22 protein-coding genes and 1 pseudogene are annotated in these 21,552 nt (G+C 70.3%); 13 read left to right on the top strand and 10 right to left on the bottom strand.

The features are described 5' to 3' along the window. Positions 1–4: 4 nt before the first annotated feature. Genes W7U_RS18760 through W7U_RS18770 form a run of 3 tightly spaced genes read right to left on the bottom strand, consistent with a single transcriptional unit; the run spans position 5 to position 1,770 of the window. Positions 5–859, bottom strand: coding sequence for a hypothetical protein (locus W7U_RS18760; RefSeq protein WP_008261298.1), 855 nt, complete (start codon positions 857–859; stop codon positions 5–7). A gap of 10 nt (positions 860–869) precedes the next feature. Next, positions 870–1,388 (bottom strand): mycothiol transferase, encoded by a 519-nt coding sequence (locus W7U_RS18765; protein WP_008261300.1) that lies wholly within the window; start codon positions 1,386–1,388, stop codon positions 870–872. Between the two features lie 10 nt (positions 1,389–1,398). Next, positions 1,399–1,770, bottom strand: a complete 372-nt coding sequence (locus tag W7U_RS18770) for a VOC family protein (RefSeq protein WP_008261301.1) — start codon at positions 1,768–1,770, stop codon at positions 1,399–1,401. A 47-nt stretch (positions 1,771–1,817) separates the two neighbouring features. Here W7U_RS18770 and W7U_RS18775 point away from each other — a divergent pair, with 47 nt between their 5' ends. The 4 genes and pseudogenes from W7U_RS18775 to W7U_RS18790 all read left to right on the top strand — a co-directional run bounded on the left by W7U_RS18775 (position 1,818) and on the right by W7U_RS18790 (position 5,336). Next, on the top strand, positions 1,818–3,548 hold the full coding sequence (locus W7U_RS18775; protein ID WP_008261303.1) for an amidohydrolase family protein: 1,731 nt from the start codon (positions 1,818–1,820) through the stop codon (positions 3,546–3,548). A 39-nt stretch (positions 3,549–3,587) separates the two neighbouring features. Continuing rightward, positions 3,588–4,076, top strand: a pseudogene (locus W7U_RS18780) (PPE family protein); the annotation flags it as partial. Positions 4,077–4,270: 194 nt separating this feature from the next. Beyond that, positions 4,271–4,672, top strand: a complete 402-nt coding sequence (locus W7U_RS18785; RefSeq protein ID WP_008261307.1) for a hypothetical protein — start codon at positions 4,271–4,273, stop codon at positions 4,670–4,672. A 100-nt stretch (positions 4,673–4,772) separates the two neighbouring features. Further along, complete coding sequence (locus W7U_RS18790) at positions 4,773–5,336, top strand: carboxymuconolactone decarboxylase family protein (RefSeq protein WP_008261309.1); 564 nt, start codon at positions 4,773–4,775, stop codon at positions 5,334–5,336. Here the strand turns inward: W7U_RS18790 and W7U_RS18795 are convergent. From W7U_RS18795 to W7U_RS18805, 3 genes are all read right to left on the bottom strand, one after another. Continuing rightward, positions 5,325–6,149 (bottom strand): SDR family oxidoreductase, encoded by an 825-nt coding sequence (locus tag W7U_RS18795; protein ID WP_008261311.1) that lies wholly within the window; start codon positions 6,147–6,149, stop codon positions 5,325–5,327. The genes W7U_RS18790 and W7U_RS18795 overlap by 12 nt on opposite strands. A gap of 265 nt (positions 6,150–6,414) precedes the next feature. After that, positions 6,415–8,040, bottom strand: a complete 1,626-nt coding sequence (gene groL / locus W7U_RS18800; protein ID WP_008261313.1) for a chaperonin GroEL — start codon at positions 8,038–8,040, stop codon at positions 6,415–6,417. 175 nt (positions 8,041–8,215) lie between these two features. Further along, on the bottom strand, positions 8,216–8,908 hold the full coding sequence (locus tag W7U_RS18805; RefSeq protein WP_008261315.1) for a M24 family metallopeptidase: 693 nt from the start codon (positions 8,906–8,908) through the stop codon (positions 8,216–8,218). A 29-nt stretch (positions 8,909–8,937) separates the two neighbouring features. Here W7U_RS18805 and W7U_RS18810 point away from each other — a divergent pair, with 29 nt between their 5' ends. Then, the gene (locus W7U_RS18810; protein ID WP_008261318.1) at positions 8,938–9,429 is read left to right on the top strand and encodes a cupin domain-containing protein; all 492 of its coding nucleotides are present in this window, start codon (positions 8,938–8,940) and stop codon (positions 9,427–9,429) included. On the opposite strand, the gene W7U_RS18815 is transcribed toward W7U_RS18810, so the two are convergent. Further along, positions 9,417–9,983 (bottom strand): TetR family transcriptional regulator, encoded by a 567-nt coding sequence (locus tag W7U_RS18815; protein ID WP_008261321.1) that lies wholly within the window; start codon positions 9,981–9,983, stop codon positions 9,417–9,419. The two genes, W7U_RS18810 and W7U_RS18815, sit on opposite strands and share 13 nt — an antisense overlap. A gap of 155 nt (positions 9,984–10,138) precedes the next feature. Here W7U_RS18815 and W7U_RS18820 point away from each other — a divergent pair, with 155 nt between their 5' ends. From W7U_RS18820 to glp, 3 genes are read left to right on the top strand one after another with little or no spacing between them, the layout of a single operon-like run. Then, positions 10,139–11,197 carry an alpha/beta hydrolase gene (locus W7U_RS18820; RefSeq protein ID WP_008261322.1) on the top strand — a complete coding sequence of 353 codons (1,059 nt, stop codon included), beginning with the start codon at positions 10,139–10,141 and terminating at the stop codon, positions 11,195–11,197. A 42-nt stretch (positions 11,198–11,239) separates the two neighbouring features. Continuing rightward, a complete protein-coding gene (locus W7U_RS18825) occupies positions 11,240–12,190 on the top strand; it encodes an SDR family NAD(P)-dependent oxidoreductase (protein WP_008261325.1) in 951 nt (316 codons plus the stop codon). 19 nt (positions 12,191–12,209) lie between these two features. Continuing rightward, positions 12,210–13,415 (top strand): gephyrin-like molybdotransferase Glp, encoded by a 1,206-nt coding sequence (glp, locus tag W7U_RS18830; protein WP_008261332.1) that lies wholly within the window; start codon positions 12,210–12,212, stop codon positions 13,413–13,415. A gap of 200 nt (positions 13,416–13,615) precedes the next feature. On the opposite strand, the gene W7U_RS18835 is transcribed toward glp, so the two are convergent. Continuing rightward, a complete protein-coding gene (locus tag W7U_RS18835; protein WP_008261334.1) occupies positions 13,616–14,863 on the bottom strand; it encodes an MFS transporter in 1,248 nt (415 codons plus the stop codon). Between the two features lie 35 nt (positions 14,864–14,898). On the opposite strand from W7U_RS18835, the gene W7U_RS18840 reads away from it, so the two are divergent. The 3 genes from W7U_RS18840 to W7U_RS18850 are packed head-to-tail and all read left to right on the top strand — an operon-like array spanning position 14,899 to position 18,706. Beyond that, positions 14,899–15,621: a phosphatidylserine decarboxylase gene (locus W7U_RS18840; RefSeq protein WP_008261336.1), complete on the top strand. Its 723-nt coding sequence runs from the start codon at positions 14,899–14,901 to the stop codon at positions 15,619–15,621. Continuing rightward, entirely contained in the window at positions 15,618–16,478 is an 861-nt protein-coding gene (gene pssA / locus W7U_RS18845; protein WP_008261338.1) for a CDP-diacylglycerol--serine O-phosphatidyltransferase, read from the top strand. The genes W7U_RS18840 and pssA overlap by 4 nt, the downstream gene beginning before the upstream one ends. 56 nt (positions 16,479–16,534) lie before the next feature. Next, positions 16,535–18,706 carry an AAA family ATPase gene (locus W7U_RS18850; RefSeq protein WP_036429626.1) on the top strand — a complete coding sequence of 724 codons (2,172 nt, stop codon included), beginning with the start codon at positions 16,535–16,537 and terminating at the stop codon, positions 18,704–18,706. Here the strand turns inward: W7U_RS18850 and W7U_RS18855 are convergent. Beyond that, positions 18,680–19,276, bottom strand: a complete 597-nt coding sequence (locus W7U_RS18855; RefSeq protein ID WP_008261342.1) for a TetR/AcrR family transcriptional regulator — start codon at positions 19,274–19,276, stop codon at positions 18,680–18,682. The two genes, W7U_RS18850 and W7U_RS18855, sit on opposite strands and share 27 nt — an antisense overlap. A 21-nt stretch (positions 19,277–19,297) precedes the next feature. On the opposite strand from W7U_RS18855, the gene W7U_RS18860 reads away from it, so the two are divergent. Next, positions 19,298–19,693 (top strand): hypothetical protein, encoded by a 396-nt coding sequence (locus W7U_RS18860; protein WP_008261344.1) that lies wholly within the window; start codon positions 19,298–19,300, stop codon positions 19,691–19,693. Next, positions 19,690–20,253, top strand: coding sequence for a hypothetical protein (locus tag W7U_RS18865; RefSeq protein ID WP_008261346.1), 564 nt, complete (start codon positions 19,690–19,692; stop codon positions 20,251–20,253). The genes W7U_RS18860 and W7U_RS18865 overlap by 4 nt, the downstream gene beginning before the upstream one ends. Here the strand turns inward: W7U_RS18865 and W7U_RS18870 are convergent. Further along, positions 20,195–21,409 (bottom strand): hypothetical protein, encoded by a 1,215-nt coding sequence (locus W7U_RS18870; RefSeq protein ID WP_020823657.1) that lies wholly within the window; start codon positions 21,407–21,409, stop codon positions 20,195–20,197. The two genes, W7U_RS18865 and W7U_RS18870, sit on opposite strands and share 59 nt — an antisense overlap. Positions 21,410–21,552: the final 143 nt, after the last annotated feature.

A 21,552-nucleotide genomic window follows, 5' to 3' on the forward strand; every position in this document is an offset into this window, starting at 1 on the left:
CGGCTCACGACTTCTTCCACAGACTGCCGACCATCGCGACGACCACGCCGAGTCCCACCAGGGCGGCGCCGGCCAGCAGCGTGACGTTGAGCCATTGGTGCAGACCGGCTTCGGCGTGTCCGACCATCGCCTCGGCGACGCGCCGGATGTCGCCGGTGGTGCGGTTGAGCGCCTTGTCGACGTAGCGGCCGGCGACCTCGAGGCCGGCCCACCCGGCCGCGCCGACGAGCAGGGCGGACACCCCCAGGCTGCTGAGCGCCTTGCCGCGCCGGCGCGCGGCGGCCAGCGTGAGCAGCGCGCAGACCCCGCACAACGCCGCCGCCCCCACGCTCACCCACGGCCCCCAGGTGGATAGCCGGCTCAGCCGCCCCTGACGCATCGCTTGTGGCATCGAAACCGTCAGCGGGACAGCCAGTTTCGCGGGAACCGTCACGTTGTAACGGCTGAGCAGCGGCCGGATCGAGTCGTCGCCCAGCATCGGGGCGACGTCGACCGCCCACTGATCGCCGTTCTCGCCGCCCCTCGGGTCACCGAACAGCCAGCCGTGCGCCGCGCGGTTGGCCTGGGCGAACAGCGGCGGGAAGGTTGGCCCGGCGGTGAAAGCGCTGGCGGCATCGTGCACGTCGGAGCTGTCGACGGGATAACGGCCCCCGCCGTGTTCGGCGATGAGAGCCATTGCCCGCGTGGTCAGTTCGGCCGCCATGGCGGACTGCAGGTCCGGGTCGGCCGCCGCCCCGCGCGCCAGCGCCGCGTAGCCGTCGGCGTCGACGACGTGCAGCTGCGTCCACGCCGCGGGGATGGCCACCGCCAGCGCCAGCGTGGTGATGAGCCACAACAGCACGCTCGCCGCGAATCGCACGCCTGCGAATCTACGCAATCCCCCGCACGTACGCGGCCTGCCCGAGGTGCTGGGCGCAGTCGTCGATGATGCTGACCAACCGGGCGCTGGCCGTCACCGGCGGATCCCAGTTGGTGTCCACGACGCGGGCTAGCTCCTCGGCGGTGATCCCGCTGAGGTATTCGAGGGTGAGCTCGTGCACCGCGTGGTAGTAGCCGGACAGCAGGTCCGCGGGCGCCTTCACCTTGGCGACGTCGTCGGGCGAATGCCCGTAGCCCATGTCGCCCTGTGGCAGGTCCAGTCCGAACCGGTCCACCCACCCGTCGCGCAGCCAGACCTGCTCGACCCCGGCCACGTCGGCCAGCTGGAGGTCCTGCACCCGCGCGCTGTGCCAGAGCAGCCACGCGATGCTGTTGGCGTCCGGGGTCGGCCGATAGGACGACACCTCCTCGGTCAATCCCTCGGTGATCTCGTCGACGTGTTCGATCAACCGGGTGAAGGCGTCGCGCAGGAGGTCTTGGATTACGGCGGCATCGTCGGTGCGGGCCATACTCGCGACACTACGGGAGCGCGCCGTGGAAGACAGCCTCGACGTTGTTGCCGTCGGGGTCGCGCACGAACGCGCCGAAGTAGCCGGGGTGGTATTCCGGCCAGAGCCTCGGCTCGTGCAGCGGTTCGGCGCCCAACTCCACGGCCACCCGATAGAAGGCGCGCACGGCGTCCTCGTCGGGCGCCTCGAACGCCAGGTGAACCTCGCGATTGGGTCCGGCCAGCGCGCCTGAGATCCAGAAGGTCGGCTTGCCCCCACGGCCATACCCGATGGCGGGGCCCACATCCAGCTGCCGGGAGAAGCCCAGCGTCTCCAGCACCGCGTCGTAGAACCGCTGGGACTTTGCGTAGTCGGCGCAGTTGATGCCCACGTGGTCGATCACGGAGAAGATCCTGGCACGAGCCGCCGCCACGGTCGTAGATTGTTTGGATGACTTACGACCTCATCATCCGCAACGGCACCATCGTCGACGGGCTGGGGGGTGAGCCGTACGTCGGTGACGTGGCGGTGGCCGACAACGTCATCAAGGCGGTCGGCGACGTGAACGGCGCCGCGGCGAACCGCGAGATCGACGCCACCGGGCTGTTGGTCACGCCCGGCTTCGTCGACCTGCACACCCACTACGACGGCCAGTCCATCTGGTCGGAGCGCCTGACGCCGTCGTCGGCGCACGGGGTGACGACGGTGGTGATGGGCAACTGCGGGGTCGGCTTCGCGCCGTGCCGCCAGTCCGACCACGACGTCCTGGTCGACGTGATGGCCGGCGTCGAAGACATCCCGGGCGTCGTGATGACCGACGGCCTGCCGTGGACGTGGGAAACCTTCCCCGAATACATGGACGCCCTCGATGCCGGCAAGCGTGACATCGATGTGGCCGCGTACCTGCCGCACTCGCCGCTGCGCGTGTACGTGATGGGGCAGCGCGGCGCCGACCGCGAGCCGGCCACCGAGGACGACCTGGCGAAGATGCGGGCGTTGGCCAAGGAGGCGATCGAGGCCGGCGCGCTGGGCTTCGCCTCGTCGCGGTTGACCATCCACAAGACCGAAAGTGGTTCGCCCATACCGAGTTACGACGCCGCCCGCGAGGAGATCGAGCAGATCGCCCGCGGCGTCGTGGACGGCGGCGGCGGCCTGCTGCAGTTCGTCCCCGACATCCCGGCCGGCGGCTACCAGCCCGTGCTGCAGACGGTGTTCGACGTTGCCGAGGACGTCGGGCTGCCGCTGACCTTCACCCTCGTCGTCGCCAATTCGGGTGACCCGTCGTGGCCGGACGCCATCACCATGATCGAGAAGGCCAACGCCGCGGGCGGGGACATCACCGCGCAGCTGTTGCCGCGGCCCATCGGGTTGATCATCGGGCTGCAGCTGTCGGCGAACCCCTTCGTGCTCTACCCCAGCTACCGCGAAATCGCGCACCTGCCGCTGGCCGAGCGGGTCGCCGAGATGCGCAAGCCCGAGGTCCGCGCCCGCATCCTGGCCGACAAGCCGGGGCAGGGCCACCCGATCCTGTACGTGGCCCAGATGTGGGACTGGATCTACCCGCTGGGCGAGGACCCCGACTACGAGCCCGACCCGTCGACCAGCATCGGTGCCCGCGCCCGCGCCAAGGGCGTGGAGCCGATGGAGGAGGCCTACGACAGGCTGCTCGACGACGACGGCAAAGCCATGCTGCTGGTCGCGACCAGCAACCTGCAGGGCAACTCGCTGGACACCGTCGGGGAGCTGTTGCACCGCGACGACGTGGTGCTCGGCCTCGGCGACGGCGGCGCGCACTACGGCATGATCTGCGACGCCAGCTACTCGACGTACTTCCTGACGCACTGGGCGCGGGACCGCAAGGCCGGACGGTTCACGGTGCCCGAGGCGGTTCGCGAGCTCACCTCGGTGCCGGCGCGCATCGCCGGGCTGAGCGATCGCGGCCGTATCGCCGTGGGCTACAAGGCCGATCTCAACGTCATCGACCACGCCGCCCTGCGCCTGCACAAGCCGGTCATCACCTACGACCTGCCCGCCGGCGGGCGACGCCTGGACCAGACGGCGGACGGGTATGTCGCCACGATCGTGTCCGGGGAAATCATCGCTGAATATGGCGTCCCCACCGCCGCCCGTCCGGGCAAGTTGGTGCGGGGCCGTCAGCCCGCTCCGGCGCCCTTGCAATAACGCCACCAAAAGTGGCATATACCAGCTAAGTTGGGTCCCGTGACGAACCCGCATTTTGCGTGGTTGCCGCCGGAAGTCAACTCGGCACTAATTTTCTCCGGTCCTGGTCCCGGGCCGCTGCTTGCTGCCGCGGCGGCGTGGGACGGGCTCGCCGGGGAGTTGGCGTCGTCGGCGTCGTCCTTTTCTTCGGTGACGTCGGATCTGGCCAGCGGGTCGTGGCAGGGCGCGTCGTCGGCGGCCATGATGACGGTCGCCAGCCAATACGTGAGTTGGCTTTCCGCGGCGGCCGCGCAGGCGGAAGAGGTGTCCCACCAGGCCTCGGCCATCGCGACCGCGTTCGAGGTGGCGCTGGCGGCCACGGTGCAGCCCGCGGTGGTGGCGGCCAACCGGGCCCTGGTGCGGGCGTTGGCGGCCAACAATCATCTGGGCCAGAACACCCCGGCGATCGCCGACATCGAGGCGGCCTACGACCAGATGTGGGCCTCGGACGTGGCGGCGATGTTCGGGTATCACGCCGACGCGTCGGCGGCCGTGGCGAAGTTGCCGCCCTGGAACGAGGTACTGCAAAACCTCGGGTTCTCCAACACCACCACCGCGGTCACGCGGCCCGCCAGTTCCGGCGCCGTCGCCCGCGGCTACACGTCGCGCATCGCCGGGTTCCTCACGCCCCCGGCGCCGCAGTAGCGCGGGGCCGCATCGGTTCGCGCCTATCCTGGAAAATCATGCGCAGCAAGAAGAAGGTCGATTTCGCGGCGCTCGCCGACGCGCTCGTCGATTACCCGTACGCGTACCTGATCACCGTCGACGACGAATACCGCTCACACACCGTGACGGTCGAACCCGAGTTGCGCGGACAGACCCTCGAGGTCGGTCTCATCGGCGGCCGCACGCAGCAGAACCTGGCCCGGCGCCGCGACGTCACCCTGCTGTGGCCCCCGGCCGAACCGGGCGGCTACTCGCTGATCGTCGACGGCGCGGCCGAGGTGTCGCCCGAAGGCGGCGCCGGTGACGCGGTGCGGCTCACGGTGACGCCCACCCGCGCGCTGCTGCACCGCGACGCCGACTCCCCCGATGCGGCGAGGGGCTGCCTGCACGACTGTGTGGTGTTCTCGCTGCCGGCCTAGCGGCGATCGCAAGCGCGGCCGCGGCGCAGCGGGTCGCCATGGCCTATCAGCCGGGCGCAGCGGGTCGCCGCCATCGGCCTAGGGCCGTACAGTCTCATCCGTGAGCCGCATCGCGCCCCTCGCCCCGCCGTGGAGCGAAGAGGATGCCGCCGGCATCAACAGCTGGGGCCACCCGGACCGCACCTACGAGCCGCTGCTGTTGGTGCGTTGCCTGCAGCGCCATCCGGCGCTGGCCTCCCGGCTGCGCAAGCTCGGCGAATCCCTTTACACCGCAGCGCTTTTGCCGCCCCGGACGCGGACCATCGCCATCCTTCGCATCTGCGCGCTGCTGCGCTGCGCTTACGAGTGGGGCGGGCAGGCCGCCTTCTGGGGTCCGATCGCCCGGGTCAGCGACGACGAGTGCGACGCGCTGGTCTTGGCCGGCGCCGATGACCCGCGGTGGGGCCCGGCCGAGCGGACGCTGATCGCGGCGGTCGACGAGTGCGAGCGCACGGGTTCGTGGTCGGAGGCGACATGGGAAGCGCTCGGCGACTTTCTTGACGACGAGCAGCGCATCGAATTGCTCACGGCCGTCGGTTGGTACCGCACGATCTGCACGCTGTGCAACGCGCTCGCGCTTCCGGTGGAGGGCTGGATGCGGCCCTGGCCGGGCTCAGCCGGCTGACCGGTCCCTGCGCAGGCTCGGATGCTGATTCTTCAACAGCGGCAGCAGCACTCGTCGCGGCATGAACTGGAACAGGCGGGTGCTGATCTGGCTGGGCAGGCCGGGGATCACGGTTGGGCGGTCGCGGTCGAGCGCGTCGACCCCGGCGCGCGCCACCTCACGCGAGGGCTTCCACATGAACTTCGGGAACGCGTCGGCGAAGTCGCGCTCGTCCATGCCGGCGCTCTTCACGAACTCGGTGCGCACCGGGCCGGGACACAGCAGCGCGACGGTGACGCCGGTGCCGGCGAGTTCACCGCGCAGCCCTTGGGTGTAGTTGTTGACGAACGCCTTGGTGGCCGCGTACCCGGCCTGCCCGGGGAAGGGTTGGTAGCCGGCGGTTGAGCCGACGTTGAGGATCGCGCCGCGGCCGCGCGGCACCATCCGCTGGACCGCGCGGGTGCTCAGATCGATGACGGCCTCGACGTTGACCCGCACCTGCGCGATCTCGTCGGCCACGGGAATTTTCGTCACCGAGCCCATGGTGCCGATGCCGGCGTTGTTGACCAGGATGTCGACCGTCAGGCCGCGGCGCTCGACCTCGTCGAACAGGCCGGCGCGGGCGGCGGAATCCGCGACGTCGCAGGCGATCACCTCGACGCGTACCCGGCCGGCGAGTTCGTCGGCCAGATCCCGCAGCCGGTCTTCGCGGCGGGCGACGAGCATCACGCCGTGGCCACGGTCGGCCAACTCGCGGGCGATGTCGGCGCCGATGCCCGACGACGCGCCCGTCACGACGGCGGTGCTGGTGGGTGAGGGAGCGGGAAGCGCCACGCGCTTAAACGTACAAGGCCGGCCAGGCGCCTCGAGTGTGAAGTCAGGGCGCCGGGTGTGAAGCCTGGGCTTCGCGGGTGAAGCCAGGGCGGAAAAATCACGAAAATCCCGCCCTACGCTCACACTCAAAGCCGCGAACTCACACTCGATGCCGCGGCGCGCCGGCCTACCCGCCGAACGTGCAGCGGGCCGCACGCTCGGCGTAGAAGTCGGCACGAAAAAACCCGGCCCCCAAGGGGAACCGGGTTTTCTCGTGCTCAGACTCTTAGAAGTCCATGCCGCCCATGCCACCGGTCGGGTCGCCGACGGGAGCGGCGGCCTTCTCCGGCTTGTCAGCGACGACGGCCTCGGTGGTCAGGAACAGGCCCGCGATCGACGCGGCGTTCTGCAGCGCCGAACGGGTCACCTTCACCGGGTCGGCGACGCCGGCCTTGAGCAGGTCCTCGTACTCACCGGTGGCGGCGTTCAGGCCGGTACCGGCGGGCGAGTTGCGGACCTTCTCGGCCACCACGCCGGGCTCCAGACCACCGTTGAAGGCGATCTGCTTCAGCGGAGCCTCGAGCGCGACGCGGACGATGTTGGCGCCGGTCGCCTCGTCACCGGTGAGCTTCAGCTCGTCCAGCGACGGGGTGGCGTGCAGCAGGGCCACGCCACCACCGGCGACGATGCCCTCCTCCACGGCCGCCTTGGCGTTGCGCACGGCGTCCTCGATGCGGTGCTTGCGCTCCTTGAGCTCGACCTCGGTCGCGGCCCCGGCCTTGATCACCGCAACACCGCCGGCCAGCTTGGCCAGGCGCTCCTGCAGCTTCTCGCGGTCGTAGTCGGAGTCGCTGTTCTCGATCTCGCTGCGGATCTGGGCCACCCGGCCGGCGATGGCGTCGGAGTCACCGGCGCCCTCGACGATGGTGGTCTCGTCCTTGGTGACGACGACCTTGCGGGCCTTACCCAGCAGGGCGACGTCGGCGCTCTCCAGCGACAGGCCGACCTCTTCGCTGATGACCTGACCACCGGTGAGGATGGCCATGTCCTGCAGCATCGCCTTGCGGCGGTCACCGAAGCCGGGGGCCTTGACGGCCACCGACTTGAAGGTGCCGCGGATCTTGTTGACGACCAGGGTGCTCAGAGCCTCACCCTCGACGTCCTCGGCGATGATCAGCAGCGGCTTACCGGCCTGGATGACCTTCTCCAGCAGCGGCAGCAGGTCCTTGACCGTCGACACCTTGGAGCTGACCAGCAGGATGAAGGGGTCCTCGAGGACGGCTTCCTGACGCTCGGCGTCGGTGACGAAGTAGCCCGAGATGTAGCCCTTGTCGAACCGCATGCCCTCGGTGAGCTCCAGCTGCAGGCCGAAGGTGTTGGACTCCTCGACGGTGATGACGCCCTCGTTGCCGACCTTGTCCATCGCCTCGGCGATCAGGTCACCGATCGACTGGTCGCCCGCCGAAATCGCCGCGGTGGCAGCGATCTGGTCCTTGGTCTCGACCTCCTTGGCCGACTTGAGCAGGGTCTCGGTGACCTTCTCGACGGCCTTCTCGATGCCGCGCTTGAGACCCAGCGGGTTGGCGCCGGCGGCGACGTTACGCAGGCCCTCGCGGACCAACGCCTGAGCCAGCACCGTGGCCGTCGTCGTGCCGTCACCGGCGACGTCGTCGGTCTTCTTGGCGACTTCCTTGACCAGCTCGGCGCCGATCTTTTCGTACGGGTCCTCCAGCTCGATCTCCTTGGCGATGGACACACCATCGTTGGTGATCGTGGGGGCACCCCACTTCTTCTCCAGGACGACGTTGCGACCCTTGGGGCCCAACGTCACCTTTACCGCGTCGGCGAGGGCGTTGAGCCCCCGCTCGAGGCCACGGCGGGCCTCTTCGTCATACGCAATTGTCTTGGCCATTGCGAAGTGATTCCTCCGGATTGGGGATGACACGTTCTGGCCGGGTGCAGTGCCCGCGACGGACGACCGGGCTGTCGTTGGACCTGGTCTCACCGTCCCGACCTAGCACTCACTGGTCGCGAGTGCCAAGTCATTCTTAGCACTCGCCTATGCCGAGTGCAAGAAGTAGTGGGGCTCAGGGCAGGTCGAGCAGCTGCTCGTAGAACCCGCCGAAGCCGCGCGGCCGGTCGACCAGATGGATCTCGAGGATCCAGTGGCAGATGCGCCCGCGCGGGTCGGTGCGGCGCATCGGCTTGTCCGAGCCGGGCATGATGTACCACTCGATGCCGGGGCCGGCGATCTTCTTGTGCGGGAACTCCCCCACCAGGTGCCCGGCGATCCGGCTGGCCCACTCGAAGCCCTCCGCGTGCGCCACCCCGACGACGAAGTCGAACAGCTCGGCGCCGGTGACGTCGGGATGGCCGGCGAAGTAGTCGCGGCCGGCCTGCCACGCCCGGGGCAGCGCGTCGCGGACGGCCTTCTTGTGTGGGTCGTCGCCCAACAGGAAGGTCCGGCCGAAGTCGGCCTCCCACTCCTCGAAGATCGGCCCCAGATCCAGGAAGACGATGTCGTCGTCGACGATCAGCCGGTCCGGCGGGCGCTCGTGGAACGGTTGCAGCGTGTTCTCCCCGGCGCGCACGATCCGCCGATGCCAGTGCCGGGTCACGCCGAACATCTCGCCGGCCAGGTCGTGAATCTCATCGGAGAGCTCCTTCTCCCCGACCCCGGGCCGAATCATGGCCCGCCGCTCGATCTCGTCGAACAGTTGCGCCGCTTTGCGTTCGGCGTCCAGCAGCCGTTCCACGCGCAGTTCCTCCGCGGCCTCCATCCACGCGATGTTATGCGCACACTGGAGCCATGTCCCTCGTCGTGCCGCCCTACCCGCCGGCCCGCTACACCGCCGAAGAGCCGGAGATCAGCGCTTGGCTCAAGCGGGCCGACCAGCCCCCGGACTACGAGACCTCCGGCGTCAAATACCACTATTTGGCCAACCAACAGGACACCGCCGGCGACTACGGCCTCTATCGGGTCGACATCGCCCCGGCCGGCGGCGGTCCCCCGGCCCACTTCCACCGGGCCATGTCGGAGGCCTTCTTCGTGCTCTCCGGGACGATGAAGCTCTACGACGGCACCGAGTGGGCCGACGGGCACCAGGGCGATTTCCTCTATGTCCCGCCGGGCGGCGTCCACGGCTTCCGCAACGAGGCCGACGAGCCGGCGTCGATCCTGATGCTGTTCGCGCCGGGCGCCCCCCGCGAGGCCTACTTCGAAGGCTTCGCGGCGCTGGCCGACATGACCGACGAGGAACGCCGGGAGTGGTTCGTCCGCCACGACAACTACTGGGTCTGACCGCCCAGGTCGCCGTCGACGTAGCGCTGCAGGTTTGGGGCGATCGCGGCGATGGCCTCGTCGTCGGTCATCGAGGCGACGGGCTCGATCTTCCACACGTAGCGCATCAGCGCGAACCCCATCATCTGTGAGGAGATGAGGCCGCTGCGGATCAAGCGGTCCCGGTCGTCGCTGCCGAGCCCCGAGACCCCCATCAGGCTGCCCTCGACCACGCGACGGAGTTTGTCGCGGGTGGCGGGGTCGTGCGCCGCGGTCTGCAGGATGGCCCGCAGCGTCGGCCCGATCTCATCGTCGGCCCAGCTGGCCAGCAGCAGCTGCAGCAGTGCGGCGCCGAGCCGCTCGACCGGGGTGGCCCACACCTCGGCGACGCGGTCCAGCCACTGCTGGGGCGGGTTGGTCGCGGCGTCGAGCAGCCCTTCCTTCGACCCGAAGTAGTGGTAGACCAGCGCCGGGTCGACGTCGGCCCGCCGCGCGACCGCCCGGATCGTGGTGCCGGCCCAGCCGTGCACGGCGAATTCGTCGCGCGCCGCCGCGGCGATGCGCGCGGCGAGCACCCCCCGTTCGTCCCGGGGTCCAGGGGTCCCGGGCGTCGTCGCAGTCTTCGCCACGAGTTTCATCGTAGCGTGAATTTCTCCTTGCGTTGAAACTAATTTCACCGTAGCGTGAGACTAGTCTCAACGGTCCGTGAAAATCTCGAGGGAGCGGCCCCATGTACACCTACGACATCGACGCCGCGGCCATGTTCGACGACCGCACCGACCAGTTCGCGAAGTTCGGCGTTCCACTCGAGGACATTGAGCGGGTCCGCTCGGCCGTCGACGACATGTGGGCCGACGCGCCGGGCGGCTGGGTCTACGAATGGTCGCGGGTGGCAAGGGATTACGCCGAGCGCGGGGACCATCGGATGGCGTCCCTGGTGTACGGGTGCGCCAAGTTCCCCTGCCTGACGGACGCCGCCCGGGTCAAGGCGCTGCAGCACCAGCTCGAGCAATTTCAGTTGGCGGCCAACGGCTTTCCGGTGCACTTCGAGCGCCGCATCGTCGCCGTCGGGTACCGCGGCGGATCGGTCGAGGTGCCGGTGCACCTGTATTCGGCCGACGGCCGATACTCGGACCGGGCGGTGCTGATCGCCAGCGGCGGTGTGGACACCTGGAAGATGGACATCCACCCGTGGTGGGTCGCATTCACCCAGGGCGCGGGCGTGACCACGCTGGCCTTCGACCATCCCGGCACCGGCGAGACGGACATCCCGCTCGATGAACACGCCGACGAGGTGATCCGCGGCCTGGTGGGCTACGCCCGGACGCTGGGCGACGGCCGGGTCGCACACTTCGGCGCGTCATTCGGCGGGAACTTCGCCGCGATGTCCGGGCTGACCGGAATCGTCGACGCCGCAATCGAACTCGGTGGCCCGGTGGTCGACGCGTTCGCCGCCGAGAACATCGCAAAGCTGCCCTACGGCATGCGCGACATCGTGGGCAACGCCATGCACTGGGATCATTCCCCCACCCTCGAGGAGCTCAGCGCCGGCCTCGGCCGGCTCAACCGACGGGATCTGCTTGCCCGGCAAGGCAATTCGGAAATGTTGGTGATCAATGGCGCCGACGACTACTTCGTCCCGCAGTCCGACACGCTCGTCTTCCAGGGCCGGCCCGACACCGAGGTGCACCTCATCGAGGGCACCGGCCATGTCGCCATGAGCAAGGCGCCCGAGGTGGTGCCGCGGGTCATCGCCTGGCTGCGCGCGCAGATGACAACCGAGCGATGACGCGCCCGGCAACATCCGGCCGGGGTGAGTATGTTTTGGGCCATGGCTTCCAACGACAAAGAAACCCGCGCCTGGTCGGAGAGTGACGTCCCGGATCAGAGCGGGCGCGTCGTCGTCATCACCGGCGCGAACACCGGCATCGGGTATGAGGCGGCCGCCGTGCTGGCCCACCGCGGCGCCCACGTCGTGCTCGCGGTGCGCAACCTCGAGAAGGGCAACGCGGCGCTGTCGCGCATCGTCGCCGCCGGGGGGCAAGGGTCCCGAGAAGTAGACGTCACCCTGCAGCAGCTGGATCTGACCTCGCTGGACGCGGTCCGGTCGGCCGCCGACGCGCTGCGCGCGGCCTACCCGCGCATCGACCTGCTGATCAACAACGCCGGGGTGATGTGGACGCCCAAGCAGGTCACCGCGGACGGATTCGAATTGCAGTTCGGCACCAACCATCTGGGCCACTTCGCGCTGACCGGGTTGCTGCTCGACCACCTGCTCCCCGTGCGGGATTCGCGGGTGGTGACCATCAGCAGCCTCGGCCACCGGCTGCGCGCCGCGATCCACTTCGACGACCTGCAATGGGAACACCGGTACGACCGGATCGCCGCCTACGGGCAATCCAAGCTGGCCAACCTCCTGTTCACCTACGAGCTGCAGCGCCGGCTGGCGGCCACGCCCGACGCGAAGACCATCGCCGTGGCCGCGCACCCCGGCGGCTCCAACACCGAGCTGACCCGCAACCTGCCGGCGATCTTCCGGCCCGCCGCCGCGGCGCTGGGCCCGGTGCTGTTCCAGAGTGCGGCCATGGGTGCGCTGCCGACGTTGCGGGCCGCCACCGATCCGGACGTCCAGGGCGGGCAGTACTTCGGCCCGGACGGATTCCTCGAGCAGCGTGGCCACCCGAAGCTCGTCAAGTCCAGCGCCCAGTCCCACGACGCGGAACTGCAACGCCGGCTGTGGGCCGTCTCCGAAGAGCTTACCGGCGTCCGCTTCCCGGTCTGACGCGCGGATAATGGCCCCGATGCGATCAGTCGCGGAACATCAGCGCGTCGTCACCGATTTGATTCGTCCGCGGCCGCCGGTTTCGGTCGCGCTGACCGACGCCCAGGGCATGGTGCTGGCCGAGGACGTCATCGCCCAGCTGGCGCTGCCGGTCTTCGACAACTCCGCGATGGACGGCTACGCGGTGCGCGCCGAGGACACGGCGTCCGCGACGCCGGAAAACCCGGTGGTGTTGCCGGTCGCCGAGGACATTCCGGCCGGGCGCACCGACGAGCTGACGCTGCAACCCGGTACGGCGCACCGGATCATGACGGGCGCCCCGCTGCCGGCGGGGGCGACGGCGATCGTTCCGGTCGAGGCCACCGACGGCGGGGTGGACGTCGTGTCGATCCGCGAGCCCCGCGAGGCCGGCAAGCACATCCGGCGCGCGGGTGAGGACGTCGCTCCCGGCACCACCGTGTTGCGCCGGGGCCAGGTGGTGACGCCGGCGGTGCTCGGCTTGGCCGCCGCGCTGGGGATCGCCGAGTTGCCGGTGATCCCGCGCCAGCGGGTGCTGGTGATCTCGACCGGATCGGAGCTAGTGACCCCGGGCGTCCCGCTGCGGCCGGGGCAGATCTACGAGTCCAACTCGATCATGCTGGCCGGGGCGGTCCGGGATGCGGGCGCCGATCTGGTCGCCGTCGCGACCGCGGAAGACGATGTGGCCCAATTCAGTTCGATCATCGACCGGTACGCGGCGGACTCCGATTTGATCATCACCAGCGGCGGTGTCAGCGCCGGCGCCTACGAGGTGGTCAAGGATGCCTTCGGGCGCGAGGGCGATCAGGGCGTGGAATTCGTCAAGGTGGCGATGCAGCCCGGGATGCCGCAGGGCGTGGGCCGGGTGGCGGGCGCGACGATCGTCACGCTGCCCGGCAACCCGGTCAGCGCGCTGGTGTCCTTCGAGGTGTTCATCCGGCCGGCGTTGCGCACGGCGATGGGCCTGCCCGACCCGGAACGCCCGCACCGGTCCGCCGTCCTCGCCGAGTCGCTGACCTCGCCGCGGGGCAAGCGGCAGTTCCGGCGCGCGGTGCTCAGCGAGGACGCGAGCTCGGTCACCAGCTACGGGCCGCCGGCCTCGCACCACCTGCGCTGGCTGGCGTCGGCGAACGGGCTGCTCGACATCCCCGAAGACGTTGTCGAGGTGCCCGAGGGAACGCGGCTGCAGGTCTGGGATCTGCGCTAGCCCGGCGACGATGCAGCCCGCGTAGCGGGGTGAGGAGGAGTCGGGCAATCAGGCCTAGCCCGCCGACGATGCAGCCCGCGTAGCGGGGTGAGGAGGAGTCGGGCAATCAGGCCTAGCCCGCCGACGATGCAGCCCGCGTAGCGGGGTGAGGAGGAGTCGGGCAATCAGACCCAGCTGTACTGACCAGGGACGTTGGTGACTTAGCCCGCGGGCGTGGCCACGTCCCGGTGGAATTCGTCGGCCTTGTCGAAGGCCGGGTTGTAGCGGATCGCGATGCCGACGATCGCCATCATCACCGGGATGGTGGCCAGCGCCGCCGACAGCCCCACCCAGCCGGACAGGTGACCGATCAGCGGCGGGCCGAGCAGGTAGCCCAGCCAGCCCGTCGCCGCCACGATGGCGATCGCCGATCCCGCTTCGCTCGCGCCGTAGGCCGCGCTGAACGCGGTGGGCACCAGCAGCGCCACGCCGATTCCCAGTGCGGCGAAACCTAGCACGCCGACGGCCGCGTTGGCGGTCGCCAGCGTCACGCTCATGCCCACCACGGCCACCACCGCCAGGGCCGGCAGCAGCCTGCGACTGGGCACCCGCGCGTGCAGCCGGGGCGCTCCGAACCGGGTGATCACCATCGTCAGCGTGTAGGCCGCGTAACTCAACGCCGAGACGCTCGGGCCGGCGCCCACGACGTTGCGCAGGTAGTTGGCCGACCAGTCGGTCGCCGCGCCCTCGCACAGGAACGACGCGAACGAGACCGCGGCCAGGATCGCCACCGTCGGCGTCATCCAGGCCCGCCGGCCTTGGGGGGTGGGTCCCGACGGCGCGTCGGAGTCATCTGCCGCATCGGGGATCAGGCGACGGGTGAGCGTTCCCACCACGATCAGCACGACCGCCCCGAGGACCGTCAGCTGGGCGGTCAGCCCGATGCCCGCGCCGACGCACGCCGCGCCGATGACGGCCCCCACCAGCGTCCCGACGCTCCACATGCCGTGGAACCGCGCCATGATCGGCGCCCGGGCGGCCCGCTCGACGGTCGCGGCCTGGGTGTTCATCGCGACGTCCAGCGCGCCCTGGAACGTCCCCCACAACGCCAGCGCGCCGAACAGGGCGGCCCCGGATTTGGCCAGCCCCACCGTCGTCCCCGCGACCGCATAGCCGGCGACCATGACCGGGATCAGGCGGTGGCTGCCCCAGCGCCGCAGCGCCCAGTGGCTTGCCAGCGTGGCCACCACCGATCCCAGCGGGGCGCCGAACAGCGCCGTTCCCAACGCCGCGTCGGAGAGGCCCAGCTCGTCCTTGACCCGCGGAATGTGGGCGGCCCACGACGAAAACACCAGACCGTGGGCGATGAATGCGGCGGTGACACCGCGTTTCGCCCGACGCACCGGTGTCGCCCGCCGATCAGCACTGTGCGGTTGCATGTCGAAGGTCAACGTTCCCTCTGCGGGCATCCACGAATCAACCGCGGGCTCCGTAAGATGGCCGCGTGGCACGACGCCCCCGCACTATCGGCCCCACGGCTTCGGACCCGGGCTTCAGCCCCCAACACGCGCTGGAGCTGGTGCGCTCCGCCGTCCCGCCGGTGCACCCGGCCGGGCGCCCGTTCATCGGCGCCGGGCTGGTGCTGGCCCTGGCCGGCCGCCGTCACCGCTGGGTGCGACGGGCGGGCCTGCTGGCCGCGGGGGCCTGCGCGGGGTTCTTCCGGCATCCCCCACGGGTGCCGCCCACCCGACCCGGGGCCGTCGTCGCCCCCGCCGACGGCGAGATCTGCGTGATCGACTTCGCCACCCCGCCCGCCGAATTGAGCATGGGCGACGCGGCGCTGCCGCGGGTCAGCATCTTCCTGTCACTGCTGGACGCCCATGTGCAGCGCGCACCGGTCAGCGGCGAGGTGATCGCCGTGCAGCACCGGCCGGGCCGCTTCGGGTCGGCCGACCTGGCCGCCGCCAGCACCGAGAACGAGCGGACCAGCCTGGTCATCCGCACCCCGGGCGGTGCCGACGTGGTCGCGGTTCAGGTCGCGGGGCTGCTGGCGCGGCGGATCATCTGCGACGCGCACGTCGGGGACAAGCTGTCGATCGGCGACACCTACGGGCTGATCCGGTTCGGCTCCCGGCTCGATACCTACCTGCCGGCCGGCTGCGAACCGCTGGTGAAAGTCGGCCAGCGCGCGATCGCCGGCGAGACCGTGCTGGCCGAGCTGCCATGATCAGCAAGCCGCGCGGCCGGGCGGTCAACCTGCAGATCCTGCCCAGCGCGATGACGGTGCTCTCGGTGTGCGCGGGATTGACCTCGATCCGGTTCGCCCTCGAACACCAGCCCAAGGCCGCGATGGCGTTGATCGCGGCGGCGGCCATCCTCGACGGTCTGGACGGGCGGGTGGCGCGCATCCTGGACGCCCAGTCGCGGATGGGCGAGGAGATCGACTCACTGGCCGACGCGGTGAACTTCGGCGTGACCCCGGCGATCGTGCTCTATGTGACGCTGCTGACCAACTCTCCGGCGGGCTGGGTCGTGATCCTGCTCTACGCCGTCTGCGTCGTGTTGCGGCTGGCGCGGTTCAACGCGTTGCAGGACGACGGCAGCCAACCCGCCTACACGCACGAATTCTTCGTCGGCATGCCCGCGCCGGCAGGGGCGATCTCGATGATCGGCCTGATCGGGCTCAAGCTGCAGTTCGGTGACGGCTGGTGGACCTCGCCGCTGTTCCTGTGCATCTGGATCACGGGGACCTCGATCCTGATGGTCAGCAAGATCCCGATGCGCAAGATGCACGCGGTCGCGGTGCCGCCGAGTTGGGCCGCCCCGCTGCTGGCGATCCTGGCGATCTGCGCGGCCGCGGCGGTGCTGGCGCCCTACGTTTTGATCTGGGTGATCATCATCGCCTACCTGTGCCACGTGCCGTTCGCCATCCGCAACCAGCGCTGGCTGGCCGCCCACCCCGAGGCGTGGGACGACGAACCCAAGCAGCGTCGCGCCACCCGCCGCGCGATCCGCCGGGCGCAGCCCAACCGTCGATCGGTCGCGCGGCTGGGCCTGCGAAAGCCGGGCAGGCGGGTGCCGTGACGGCCGGCGGCTCCGGCGACGATGCGGGCCGCTCCGGGCCGCTGAGGAGCGGAGCCATCAATCCCGCGTCCCGTCAGCTCACTTTGACGGCTCGGCTGAACACCTCGGCCGTCGACTCCCGCCGCGGCGTCGTCCGGTTGCATCCGAGCGCGGTTGCCGCACTGGGGATTCGTGAGTGGGACGCGGTGTCGCTGATCGGGTCGCGGACCACGGCGGCGGTCGCGGGCCTGGCCGGCCCGGGCACGCCGGTCGGCACCGTGTTGCTCGACGACGTGACGCTGTCCAACGCGGGACTGCGGGAGGGGTCCGCGGTGGTCGTCGGCGCGGTCACGGTCTACGGCGCGCGGTCGGTGACGTTGTCCGGCTCGACGCTGGCCAGCCAGTCGATCACGCCGGACACGCTGCGCCAGGCCCTGCTCGGCAAGGTGGTCATGGTGGGCGACGCCGTGTCGCTGCTGCCCCGCGACCTGGGACCCGGCACGTCCACCTCGGCCGCCACCCGGGCGCTGGCCACGGCCGTGGGCATCAGCTGGACCTCGGAGCTGTTGACCGTCACGGGTGTCGACCCCGTGGGGCCGGTCAGCGTGCAGCCCAACTCGCTCGTCACCTGGGGCACCGGCGATGTCGCGTCCGGCGCGATGACGTCGTCGCGGGTATCGGTCGAAGTCGCCCGGCCGGAGATGGTCGTCGAGGAGCTCAAGGGCACCCAGCCGCAGGCCGCCAAGCTCGTCGAATGGCTCAAGCTTGCGCTCGACGAACCGCACCTGCTCAAGACCCTGGGCGCCGGCACCAACCTCGGGGTGCTGGTGTCCGGCCCGGCCGGGGTGGGCAAGGTGACGCTGGTCCGCGCGGTCTGCGGCGATCGCCGGCTGGTCACGCTGGACGGCCCGGAGGTCGGCGCGCTGGCCGCCGAAGACCGGCTCAAGGCGGTGGCCTCGGCGGTGCAGACGGTGCGCGACGGCGGTGGCGTGCTGCTGATCACTGACGTCGACGCCCTGCTGCCGGCCGCCGCCGACCCGGTGGCCTCGCTGATCCTGGGCGAGCTGCGCACCGCGGTGGCCAGCGACGGCGTCGCCCTGATCGCCACCTCCGCGCGACCCGACCAACTCGACGCCCGCCTGCGGGCCCCCGACCTGTGTGACCGCGAGCTGGGCCTGCCGCTGCCCGACGCCGCCACCCGCAAAGCGCTGCTGGAATCGCTGCTCAAAAACGTCCCCGCCGGCGGCCTGGATCTCGACGAGATCGCCTCACGCACACCGGGTTTCGTCGTCGCCGACCTGGCCGCGCTGGTGCGCGAGGCGGCGCTGCGCGCGGCGTCGCGGGCCAGTGCCGACGGCCGGCCCCCCGAGCTCAGCCAGGAGGACCTGATCGGCGCGCTGAGCGTCATCAGGCCGCTGTCCCGCTCGGCCAGTGAAGAAGTCAGCGTCGGCGACATCACCCTCGACGACGTCGGCGACATGGCCGAGGCCCGCCAAGCGCTGACCGAGGCCGTGTTGTGGCCGCTGCAGCATCCCGACACCTTCGCCCGGCTCGGCGTCGACCCGCCGCGCGGCGTGCTGCTGTACGGCCCGCCCGGCTGCGGCAAGACCTTCGTCGTGCGCGCGCTGGCCAGCACCGGGCAGCTGTCCGTGCACGCGGTCAAGGGCTCCGAGCTGATGGACAAGTGGGTGGGCAGTTCGGAAAAGGCTGTGCGCGAACTGTTTCGGCGCGCCCGGGACTCGGCGCCCTCGCTGGTCTTCCTCGACGAGGTCGACGCGCTGGCGCCGCGGCGCGGGCAGAGCTTCGACTCGGGCGTCACCGACCGGGTGGTGGCCGCGCTGCTGACCGAGCTCGACGGCGTCGATCCGCTGCGCGACGTCGTCGTCCTGGGCGCCACCAACCGCCCGGATCTCATCGACCCCGCGCTGCTGCGTCCCGGCCGGCTGGAGCGGCTGGTCTTCGTCGAACCCCCCGATGCCGCCGCCCGCCGCGACATCCTGCGCACCGCGGGCAAATCGGTTCCGCTGAGCGCCGATGTCGACCTCGACGAGGTGGCCGCCGGGCTCGACGGCTACAGCGCCGCCGACTGCGTGGCGCTGCTGCGGGAGGCCGCCCTCACGGCCATGCGCCGATCCCTCGATGCCACCGACGTGACGGCCGCCGATCTCGCGGCGGCGCGCGAAACCGTCCGCCCCTCACTGGATCCCGCGCAGGTCGAGTCCCTACGGGCGTTCGCCAAAGCTGTTTAGCACGGCCAACGCCGAGGCGGCGACGTCCTTTTCGAGCCAGGACGGCATCGGATCGTCGTGGGCGTGGCGGCGCACCACCGCGTAGGGCAGGTCGGCGACCGCCCGCGCGACGGCGTCGACGGAGCGCGGCCTGGCGTTCCCGTACAGCTGCCGCGCCAACACCGCGATCCGCTCGGTCAGCGGGGCGTTCATCGCGGTGAGCGTCTGCCGGAATGCCGCGTCGGGCTCCTCGTCGAGCAGGTCGCCCGGGCGGATCGTCAACAACAGCCGGGCGTCCTCGGGCAGGGCGCGCGCGAAGCCGACGGCCGCCACCGCCATCGCCACGGCCGTGTCCGCCGGCGTGTCCCCCTCGGCGGCCAGCGCCCGCGCCTGAAAGCGTTCCAGCGCCCGCAGCCACGCCGCCGTCAGGACGCCGTCGCGGTTGCCGAACCGGTGATACAGCGTGCCCGCCGGCGCTCCACTGGTTTTCGCGATGGCGGCGACGCTGGCCGCGCGCGGTCCGCCGTCGAGCACCAGCGCCCGGGCGGCGTCGAGGATCACATCGGTTTCATGCTTCCGCGGAGGCGCCATGATCTAGTACAGTCCTTCTATATGGAACGATTACCCTATATCGACGAGCATGCCATAACCCTCGACGCGAACCGCGCAGACACGTGGTCGGCGCTGCTGCGGGTGATGTGCCGCGACCCGCATGACGCGACGACCGTGCCGGTCGGCTTCGTCCTGGACGAAGCGCGCGCGCCGGCGCGGTTCGCGCTGAAGGGCCGCCATTGGTTCGCGGTCTACCGGTGGGTCTTCGAGCTCGACGAACTCGACGGCGCCGCCCGCACCCGGCTGCGCGCGGCGACCTGGGCCGCGTTCCCGGGCATCCACGGGAAGGCGTATCGGGCGCTCGTCATCGGCACCGGCGCGCACCGCGTCGCCGTAAGGTGGACGCTGAAACGCGTTGCGGCAAGGGTTCATTCACGCAGGACTCCGGTCCCGTGACGCCGGGCCTGACGTGGGGGGTCAGGCCCTGGGAGCGAACGACACCGCTGCCCGGCGACGGCGTCCTGCCCTCGGCCGGCGTCCGGGCCGACCGCGCGATCAGCGTCGCCGCGCCCCCCTCGATCGTGTTCGGTTGGCTGTGCCAGTTGCGCGTGGCGCCTTACAGCTACGACAGCCTCGATAACCTCGGGCGCCGCAGCCCCCGCCGGCGCGACCCCGAGCTGACGCGCCTTGCGGTCGGGCAGCGATTCATGACCATCTTCGTCTTGCGGTCGTTTCTCGACGGTCGGCAGATCACGTTGCAATCCAAGGGTGTGGCCGTCACGTATGCGATCCGCCCCGAAGGGGAGGGCTCGCGGCTGCATGCGCGCGTGTTGTTCGCCGGGCCTCGGCTCCTCGCTCAGGCCCTGGCGCTGGGTGACCTGCTGATGATGCGCAAGCAGTTGCTCACGCTGAAGTCATTGGCCGAGACCGAAGCCGACCACCGTCGGATTCCAGCTCTCACACCAGCGCGCTCCCATCCCAGAACGGGCTCAACCCACCCCAGACGCGGTTGGTGATGTGGTGGTCGAGGGTCCGCGTCGCATCGATGAGTGGGTGATCTTCACCGAGCACACGTCCACCGTCATCGATGAGCTTTCGGGTGCGCGCCGCGGCCGGGTCGAATTCGTGGCCGTTCCATAGCCACCAGGCGAGGTAGTACCTCCATTGCAACGTTTCGATGTGATCGTTGCCCAGCCTGCGGGCGCTGCGGGCGAGCGCCCTTTTCACCTCCACCGCGTGTTCCATGAGATCCACGCGATCGGAGCGTTGTTCGTCGGCGTCTTCGGCGACTTTGGCCACGGCGTCGTCGTCGAGATTGCCCGGGGCCATCCAATCCCGCCCGGGCATGACATCGATTTCGCGGTCTTCGGATTCGGCGTCGACGAAGAGATCGAAAGCAATGTTGCGGGTCTCGTTGACGCTGTCCTCCCATTCGGCGCGGGCGGCGCCGAGTCTCTGGGCAGCCTCGACCGTCACGGAATGCTGCTCGCCGAGAACGCGCGCGAGATCCTCGGCCAGGACCTCCCATTCGGAAACTCGCTCGACCTCGTCGGCAGTCTCCGGTGTCCAGACAGCGCGGTTGTAGCGCGCGATCAGCGTGTGCTCGTGGTCGTGGCCGAGCGTGTTCTGCAGGGCCACGATCAGCTCGTCGAACTCGTTGAGGGTGTGATCGTTGATACCCTCGGCCTCCCCCAGCCACGTCAGCCGCGACAGTTGCGCGGCCAGCGTGTGGGGATGATGTTCGCCAAGCAGACGCCGGCGGTAGCCGACGACGATCAACGCGTCGGTGCTGGCGCCGAAGGGGTCCCCGAGGTCGTGGCGCGCTTGGGCCACCCCGAAGGCGGCCGCCAAGGTCAATTCGTTACGGGGGCCGAATACCCGAGTCTCGGCGCCGCACAACTGCACCCAGCGCAGCAGCCGGGCGGCGGGATCAGCGCCGACATCCTCGGCGGTCGCCAAAGCGTGGGTAACCCACAACGTGTCCGCTTGCTCGGCGCCGAGTACCCGGGTCATCACCGGGACGAGCTCGCGCAGCTCATCGACGCTGCCCTCTTCGCCGCGGTGGTAGCGCCAAATCGCGACCAGCCCCGCCACGCCAAGGGTGGAGGGATGTTCGTCTCCGAGTGTTTCGCGCCTGACGGCCAGCACCTGGCCCGGCATCGTGGACGGCACCGAGGCTGTCCCCGGCGGTCCAGCGCGCGGACGCCAGCGCGAGCAGCGCGGTCAAGGTTGACTCGTGATGGGGCCCGAATGTGGCAAGCGCCGAGCGCCATTCCGTGTCGGCGCCCGCAACCGGATCGGCCGCGTCGGCGGGT

Source organism: Mycobacterium sp. H4Y (assembly GCF_000364405.1).
GTDB classification, from domain to species: Bacteria; Actinomycetota; Actinomycetes; order Mycobacteriales; family Mycobacteriaceae; genus Mycobacterium; species Mycobacterium intracellulare.

Coding starts and splice junctions, on each gene's coding strand:
- W7U_RS18785 (WP_008261307.1), top strand. CDS start 4,271: ATGCGCAGCAAGAAGAAGGTCGATTTCGCGGCGCTCGCCGACGCGCTC.
- W7U_RS18835 (WP_008261334.1), bottom strand. CDS start 14,863: ATGCCCGCAGAGGGAACGTTGACCTTCGACATGCAACCGCACAGTGCT.
- pssA (WP_008261338.1), top strand. CDS start 15,618: ATGATCAGCAAGCCGCGCGGCCGGGCGGTCAACCTGCAGATCCTGCCC.
- W7U_RS18775 (WP_008261303.1), top strand. CDS start 1,818: ATGACTTACGACCTCATCATCCGCAACGGCACCATCGTCGACGGGCTG.
- glp (WP_008261332.1), top strand. CDS start 12,210: ATGCGATCAGTCGCGGAACATCAGCGCGTCGTCACCGATTTGATTCGT.
- W7U_RS18820 (WP_008261322.1), top strand. CDS start 10,139: ATGTACACCTACGACATCGACGCCGCGGCCATGTTCGACGACCGCACC.
- W7U_RS18860 (WP_008261344.1), top strand. CDS start 19,298: ATGGAACGATTACCCTATATCGACGAGCATGCCATAACCCTCGACGCG.
- W7U_RS18825 (WP_008261325.1), top strand. CDS start 11,240: ATGGCTTCCAACGACAAAGAAACCCGCGCCTGGTCGGAGAGTGACGTC.
- W7U_RS18855 (WP_008261342.1), bottom strand. CDS start 19,276: ATGGCGCCTCCGCGGAAGCATGAAACCGATGTGATCCTCGACGCCGCC.
- W7U_RS18805 (WP_008261315.1), bottom strand. CDS start 8,908: ATGGAGGCCGCGGAGGAACTGCGCGTGGAACGGCTGCTGGACGCCGAA.
- groL (WP_008261313.1), bottom strand. CDS start 8,040: ATGGCCAAGACAATTGCGTATGACGAAGAGGCCCGCCGTGGCCTCGAG.
- W7U_RS18765 (WP_008261300.1), bottom strand. CDS start 1,388: ATGGCCCGCACCGACGATGCCGCCGTAATCCAAGACCTCCTGCGCGAC.
- W7U_RS18810 (WP_008261318.1), top strand. CDS start 8,938: ATGTCCCTCGTCGTGCCGCCCTACCCGCCGGCCCGCTACACCGCCGAA.